The 6,317-nt window shown below is 73.0% G+C and carries 6 protein-coding genes; 1 reads left to right on the top strand and 5 read right to left on the bottom strand.

Translation table 11 applies throughout. The features are described from left to right. Positions 1–128: 128 nt before the first annotated feature. Genes ACIG5F_RS07575 through ACIG5F_RS07555 form a run of 5 tightly spaced genes read right to left on the bottom strand, consistent with a single transcriptional unit; the run spans position 129 to position 5,286 of the window. A complete protein-coding gene (locus ACIG5F_RS07575; RefSeq protein ID WP_396516613.1) occupies positions 129–1,403 on the bottom strand; it encodes a lipopolysaccharide biosynthesis protein in 1,275 nt (424 codons plus the stop codon). Positions 1,404–1,405: 2 nt separating this feature from the next. Further along, positions 1,406–2,338, bottom strand: a complete 933-nt coding sequence (locus ACIG5F_RS07570; RefSeq protein ID WP_396516612.1) for an NAD-dependent epimerase/dehydratase family protein — start codon at positions 2,336–2,338, stop codon at positions 1,406–1,408. A 9-nt stretch (positions 2,339–2,347) separates the two neighbouring features. Beyond that, positions 2,348–3,547, bottom strand: coding sequence for an L-2-hydroxyglutarate oxidase (gene lhgO / locus ACIG5F_RS07565; protein ID WP_396516611.1), 1,200 nt, complete (start codon positions 3,545–3,547; stop codon positions 2,348–2,350). Further along, a complete protein-coding gene (locus tag ACIG5F_RS07560) occupies positions 3,547–4,431 on the bottom strand; it encodes a glycosyltransferase family 2 protein (protein WP_396516610.1) in 885 nt (294 codons plus the stop codon). Before ACIG5F_RS07560 ends, lhgO begins: the two co-directional genes overlap by 1 nt. Positions 4,432–4,473: 42 nt before the next feature. Then, positions 4,474–5,286 (bottom strand): HAD family hydrolase, encoded by an 813-nt coding sequence (locus ACIG5F_RS07555; protein ID WP_396516609.1) that lies wholly within the window; start codon positions 5,284–5,286, stop codon positions 4,474–4,476. Between the two features lie 54 nt (positions 5,287–5,340). Between ACIG5F_RS07555 and ACIG5F_RS07550 the strand changes: the two genes are divergently transcribed. Further along, complete coding sequence (locus ACIG5F_RS07550) at positions 5,341–6,225, top strand: LLM class flavin-dependent oxidoreductase (protein WP_396516608.1); 885 nt, start codon at positions 5,341–5,343, stop codon at positions 6,223–6,225. The last annotated feature ends 92 nt before the right edge of the window (positions 6,226–6,317 follow it).

Below are 6,317 nucleotides of genomic sequence, written 5' to 3'. Positions count from 1 at the left end.
GGGTGGGGGTAACAAAACACCCCCCCCACCCCCCCCCCGCTTTTCTTCCGGGGCCTGGTGTCCCCCGCCCGGCCCCCCCCCCCCCCGGCGCGCGCCCCCCCCCCCCCCCCCCCCCCGCCTTTTGTGTCTCAGACCGTCGCCGGCACGGGGGCCCGCGTCGATGACGACCGCAGGGCCCGGAGCAGGGCGAACAGCACGCCGGCGACCACCACGGCCGGGCCGGCCAGCTGCGCGGTGACGGCGATGGTGAGCGTGTCGCCGGGCACGAACAGCAGGCCCACCAGCACGGCCGTGCCGACCGCCCACGAGACCGTGATGGCGTGGTGGCGGCCCAGCGCCACCAGCGCCGGCTGCAACGCCTGCACCGTCATCAGCAGGATCGTGCTGACGCCGAGCAGGCCGACCGCGGCGGCCGGCAGCGCGGCCTTCGCCCCGAAGAACACCTGGGCCGCCCACGGGCCGAGCAGCCAGGACAGGATCGCGCCGGGGATGCCGACGGCCAGCACCGCCATCAGCACCAGCCGGACCCGGGACCGCACCACGTCGTACTCGCCCTTGGTGGCGGCGGCGGTCAGCGCCGGCAGCAGCATCGCCTGCACCGGCGCGAACAGGAACAGCGGCACTCGGACCAGCAGGAACGCCGCGCCGAAGGCCTGCGCGACCAGGCTGGCGCTGCCGAGCTTGGCCGTGACCACCAGCGGCAGCAGGTTGGCCACCAGCTGGGTCAGCAGGATCGCGCCGACCAGCAGCAGCAGGCCGCGCAGCATGCGGCCGAGGGACTCGCTGCCGGCGGCCTCGCCGTGCGGCATGTCGCGAGTCCACGGCAGGCCGACCAGCGCGCCGATCAGGCTGCCGCCGGCGAAGATCAGGCCGTACGTGCCGGCTGCCGCCACTCCGGCCACCGCGACCACCACACACGGCAGCAGCCGGGCCGCGCCCTCGCCGGCCAGCGTCGCGGCGTAGCCGGAGAACCGCTGCATGCCGCCGAGCAGGCCGCGGACCAGGTAGATCGCCGCCGCCGTGACGGCGGACAGCAGCACGGCCGTCATCAGCGGCCAGTTCCCGTTGAGCTCGACGTCGACCAGCACCGGCGACAGCGCGCCCAGCACCAGCAGCGCCACGGCGAGCAGGCCGGCGGCCAGCAGCGCGGCGTTGCGCACGACGCGCCGCAGCGGACGGCCGGCAGCGATGGTGCTGCTGGTGGCCCGGCTGGTCTCCTGCTCCAAGGCGGTGAACAGGCCCGGCCCGATGATGTTGATCAGGAAGTAGACGCCGCTGACCGCGGTCGCCTCAGCCGACGGCAGGGTGTGGCCGGCGATGCCGACGAACAGGTAGCCGGCCGCGCCGAGCACGACCAGGCCGCCGCCCATCAGGACGGCCGGCCCGAACTTCGAGTTGGCCACCGTCAGCCCCGGAAGTAGTCCACCGTGCGCCGGACGCCCTCGGCGATGTCCACCTCGGGCCGCCAGCCCAGGCCCTGCTGGGCGGCGGTGTTGTCCAGCGCGGAGGCGCGCACGTCGCCGAGCCGGGCCGGGGCGAACTCGGGGTCGTCGGCCGCGCCGGCGGCCTTGGCCACCAGGGTGTGCAGCTCACGGTCGGAGACCTGCACGCCGGTGCCGATGTTGAAGCGCCGGCCGCCGCCCTTGTCGCCGGAGGCGGCCACGAACGCCGCCACCACGTCCTCGACGAACACGTAGTCGCGGGTGTTGCCGCCGTCGCCGAAGACCTTGGTGGCCTCGCCGTTGAGCAGCCGCTGGGCGAAGATCGCCACCACGCCGGCCTCGCCGTGCGGGTCCTGCCGCGGGCCGTACACGTTGGCCAGGGCCAGGTGCGTGCAGTCCATGCCGTAGAGCTGGCGGAAGGTGTTGAGGTACACCTCGCCGGCGACCTTGCTGGCCGCGTACGGGGACTTGGGGTTGATCGGCACGTCCTCGGACACCGGCAGCTCGTCGGGCGTGCCGTAGATGGAGCCGCCGGAGGAGGCGAACAGGACCTTGCGCACGCCGGCCTTGCGGGCCGCCTCGGCCACGTTGACCGTGCCCACCACGTTCTGGTGCACGTCCAGCAGCGGGTCGGCCACGCTGACCCGGACGTCGATCTGGGCGGCCAGGTGGAACACCGTCTCCGGCTTCACCTCGGCCAGCAGCTCGTGCAGCTGGGGGCTGGCCACGTCCAGCTCGACCAGCCGCACCCGGCCGGTGGCCTCGGCGGCGGCCAGGTTCTCGCGGCGGCCACGGCGCAGGTCATCGACGACCACCACCTCGTGCCCGTCTCGCAGCAGCCGGTCGACCAGGGTCGACCCGATGAAACCGGCACCGCCGGTGACCAGAGCGCGCATGGGGCCAGGCTAGCGGAGCTGTTGTGTCACCCGATCGGCCACGTGCCGCCCGATCTCCAGCGAGCTCGTCGCCGCCGGTGACGGCGCGTTGAGCACGTGGACCTGCCGCTGCGCCAGGTCGAACAGGAAGTCGTCGACCAGGGAGCCGTCCGGCAGCATGGCCTGGGCCCGGACGCCGGCCTCGGCCGGCGTCAGGTCGTCGGCGGTCACCCGCGGCACCAGCCGGGCCAGGCTGTCGGCGAACCGCCGCTTAGACAGCGACCGGACCACCTCCTGGATCCCGGTCCTGGCGTACTTGCGGGCCAGCTTCCAGGTGCCGGGGAAGGTCAGCGTGTCGGCCAGGTCGGCCGGCGAGATGTCGCGCCAGCGGTAGCCCTCGCGGCGCAGCGCCAGCACGGCGTTGGGGCCGGCGTGCACGCTGCCGTCGATCATGCGGGTCAGGTGCACGCCCAGGAACGGGAAGGCCGGGTCGGGCACCGGGTAGATCAGGCCGTTGACCAGGCCTCGGGCCTGCGGGCGCAGCTCGTAGTACTCGCCGCGGAACGGCACGATGCGAGCCTGCGGCCGGCGACCGGCCAGCCGGGCCACCCGGTCAGCGTGCAGGCCGGCGCAGTTGACCAGCACCTTGGCCCGGACCACGCCCCGCTCGGTGGCCACCTCGACGGCCGAGCCGCTCTCCCGGATCGCCAGCGCCGGGCTGGCGCTCCACAGCTCGGCCCCGTTGTCGACCAGCCGGTCGGCCAGCACCTGGCAGACCTGCTTGTAGTCGATGATGCCGGTGCTCTCCACCCGCAGCGCGGCCACGCACTGCACCTCGGGCTCGTGCTCACGGGCCTCGGCGGCGGTCACCGTGTGGGCCGGCACGCCGTTGGCCTTGGCCCGCTCGGCCAGCACGGTGAGCGGCCCGATCTCATCGGCGCTGACCGCGACGACGAGCTTTCCGTTGACCTGGTGGGGAATTCCGTGCTCGCGGGCGAACTCCACCATGGACCGGTTGCCGTCCACGCACATCTTCGCCTTGAGGCTGCCCGGCTTGTAGTACAGGCCGGCGTGGATGACCCCGCTGTTGTGCCCGGTCTGGTGGGCGGCCCAGGTGGCTTCCTTCTCCAGCAACACGACCTTGTGGCCCCGGTTGACCGCCAGCTCGTGCGCGGTGGCCAGGCCGACGATGCCGCCGCCGATGACGCAGACGTCCGCGACGGCGACCATCAGCCGTTGCCGAACGCGTGCTTGGCCAGGGCCTTGGCCACGTCGCCCTGGCCGCCCTTCACGGCCGAGGGCAGCAGGGTCAGGGCGTGCAGGCGGGACGCGGAGTGCACCCGGGCCGCCCGCTCGGCCTTCTTCCAGCCGCGGGCCCGCATGCGGTCGGCGGCGCCGCTGTAGAGCAGCCGCTCCTCGGTGAAGCGGTCCCCGTCCAGCGCCATCTTGGAGGAGACGCTGCCCAGGTGGCGGCGGTAGTGGAAGCAGACCGTGGTGTCGACGACCATCTGCTCGCCGCGCTCGATCAGCTCCAGCTCCAGGGCCAGGTCCTGGGTGGTGCGCAGCTCGGGGCGGAAGCCGACGGACCGGATCGCCTCGGTGCGCCAGCAGATCGACGGGAAGTACAGCCAGTTGCCGCGCAGCAGGCTGGCCGCCAGCTCCTCGCCGCCCATCACCCGCCGGCCGTCCACCTTGGGCGCGTACAGCCGCTTCTTGACCTCGTCGGTCAGGCCGTTGACCAGGTTGCCGTGCTCGTCGATGACCTCGACGCCGGGCTGGATCATGCCGACGCCCGGGTGGTCCTTGGCCACCGACAGCACCGTGCCCACGTAGTTGGGCAGCATGATGTCGTCGGCCCCGAGCATCACCATGAGGTCGTGCTCGGCCAGGTCCAGGCACTTGGTGAAGTTCCCGGTGACGCCCAGGTTCTGCTCGTTGCGGACGTACCGCACGCGCTCGTCGCCCAGCGACTCGAACCAGCCCGGCACGTCCGGGTGGGACGTGTCGTCGACGACGGTCAGCCGCCAGCCGGCGTCGCTCTGGGCGAGCACGCTGTTCACGGCGGCCTGCATCAGGGCCACGTCGCCGTAGTAGGGCAGCATGATGTCGATCATCGGGTCGGCTCTCCTCGTCGGCTGGCCGCCATCATGCCGTACTCAGAACCAGCGTTCGAGGACGAGGGCCACCCCGTCCTCGGAGTTGGGACCGGTCACCTCGTCGGCCGCGGCGACCGCCTCCGGGTGGGCGTTGGCCATCGCCACCCCGTGCCCGGCCCAGGCCAGCATCGGCACGTCGTTGGGCATGTCGCCGAAGGCCACCACGTCGGCCGCGGCCACCCCGAGCCGCTGCGCCACGTCGGCCAGGCCGGTGGCCTTGGTGACCCCGGCGGCGGAGATCTCGATCAGGCCGTTGTTGCTGGAGTACGTCACCGCCACCTCGTCGCCCAGCACCGCCGTGGCCGCCACGGCCATCTGCCCGCTGGTCATGTCCGGGTGCCGGGCCAGCATCTTGATCGCCGACTTGCCCAGCACCTGGCCGCGGGGCGCGGCCGCCGAGTCCGGGTTGGGCCACGGGTGGGTGTAGCCGGGCTCGGCCAGGAACTGCTCGCTGGCCCCGTCCATGGCCGTCTCGCCGACCCGCTCGGTGGCCAGCCGGCAGCCGGGCATGGCCGTCATCAGTGCACGTGCATATTCATGGAGGGCGATCGCCGGGATTTCGTGTTTGTCGACGATCCGATCGGCGCCGATGTCGTAGAGCACCGCGCCGTTGGCGCAGACGGCGTAGCCGGTCACCCCGGCCTGCTCGGCCACCCGGGGCACCCAACGCGGCGGACGGCCGGTGACCAGCACGAACGGCACGCCGTCGGCCAGCACGCGGGCGATCACGGCGGCCGTGCGCGGGCTGACGTCCTCGGTCGGCGCGAGCAGGGTGCCATCCACATCGGAGGCGACAAGTCGGGGCTTCTGCACCCGACCATCGTGCCCTGCCTGCGGCCCGCGATGCGCCCCGTTACTGTCCGAAGGGTGCGCGTTGGCATTGTGATCCTCCCCGAACACCGCTGGTGGGTGGCCGAGCCGAAGTGGCGGACGGCCGAGGAGTACGGGTTCGACCACGCCTGGACCTACGACCACCTCGGCTGGCGGTCGCTGGTCGACGGCCCGTGGTTCGGGGCGGTACCCACGCTCACCGCGGCCGCCATGGTCACCTCGCGGATCCGGCTGGGCATGATGGTCGCCTCGCCCAACTTCCGACACCCAGTGCCGTTCGCCCGCGAGCTGACCACCCTGGACGACGTCTCCGACGGCCGGTTCACGCTCGGTGTGGGCGCGGGCGGGCTGGGCGGCTACGACACCGAGGTCCTCGGCTCGGAACCGCTGACCGCCGGGCAGCGGGCCGGCCGGTTCGAGGAGTTCGTGGAGCTGTTGGACAAGCAGCTCACCACGCCGCTGACGACCTGGCGGGGCAAGTGGTACGAGGCCGTGCAGGCGCGGTCGGCCCCCGGCTGCGTGCAGTCGCCCCGGCTGCCGTTCGTGGTCGCGGCCAACGGGCCGCGGACCATGCGGCTGGCCGCCCGCTACGGCAACGGCTGGGTCACCACCGGCACCGACCGGCGAGACGACGTCGAGCAGTGGTGGGCCGGTGTCGCCGAGGCCTCGGCCCGTATGGACGAGGCGCTGGGCACGGTCGACCGGCGGATCGGCAGGCTGGATCGATACCTCCAGGCCGACGCCTGCCCGGAGTTCGTGCTGTCCAGCCGGGCCTGCTACGAGGACACGCTGGGCCGGGCCGGCGAGCTCGGCTTCACCGACGTGGTGGCGCCGTGGCCCCGGCACGACGGCGTCTACGCCGGCGCGGAGGCCGTGCTGGAAGAGGTGGCGGCCGAGGTCCTCCCCAAACTTGTCACCTGATCGGGTGACACTTGGAACGGTCTCGCCCCCGCCGGCGTCGTAGTCAGTGCAGACCGGGGCGAGGGGAAACCGGGACCTCCGCGGCGCGTCGT

The sequence above is a fragment of the Kutzneria sp. NPDC052558 genome, from assembly GCF_044547355.1.
In the GTDB taxonomy this organism is placed as follows: Bacteria; Actinomycetota; Actinomycetes; order Mycobacteriales; family Pseudonocardiaceae; genus Kutzneria.
This window is presented reverse-complemented; position numbering and strand designations above follow the sequence as displayed.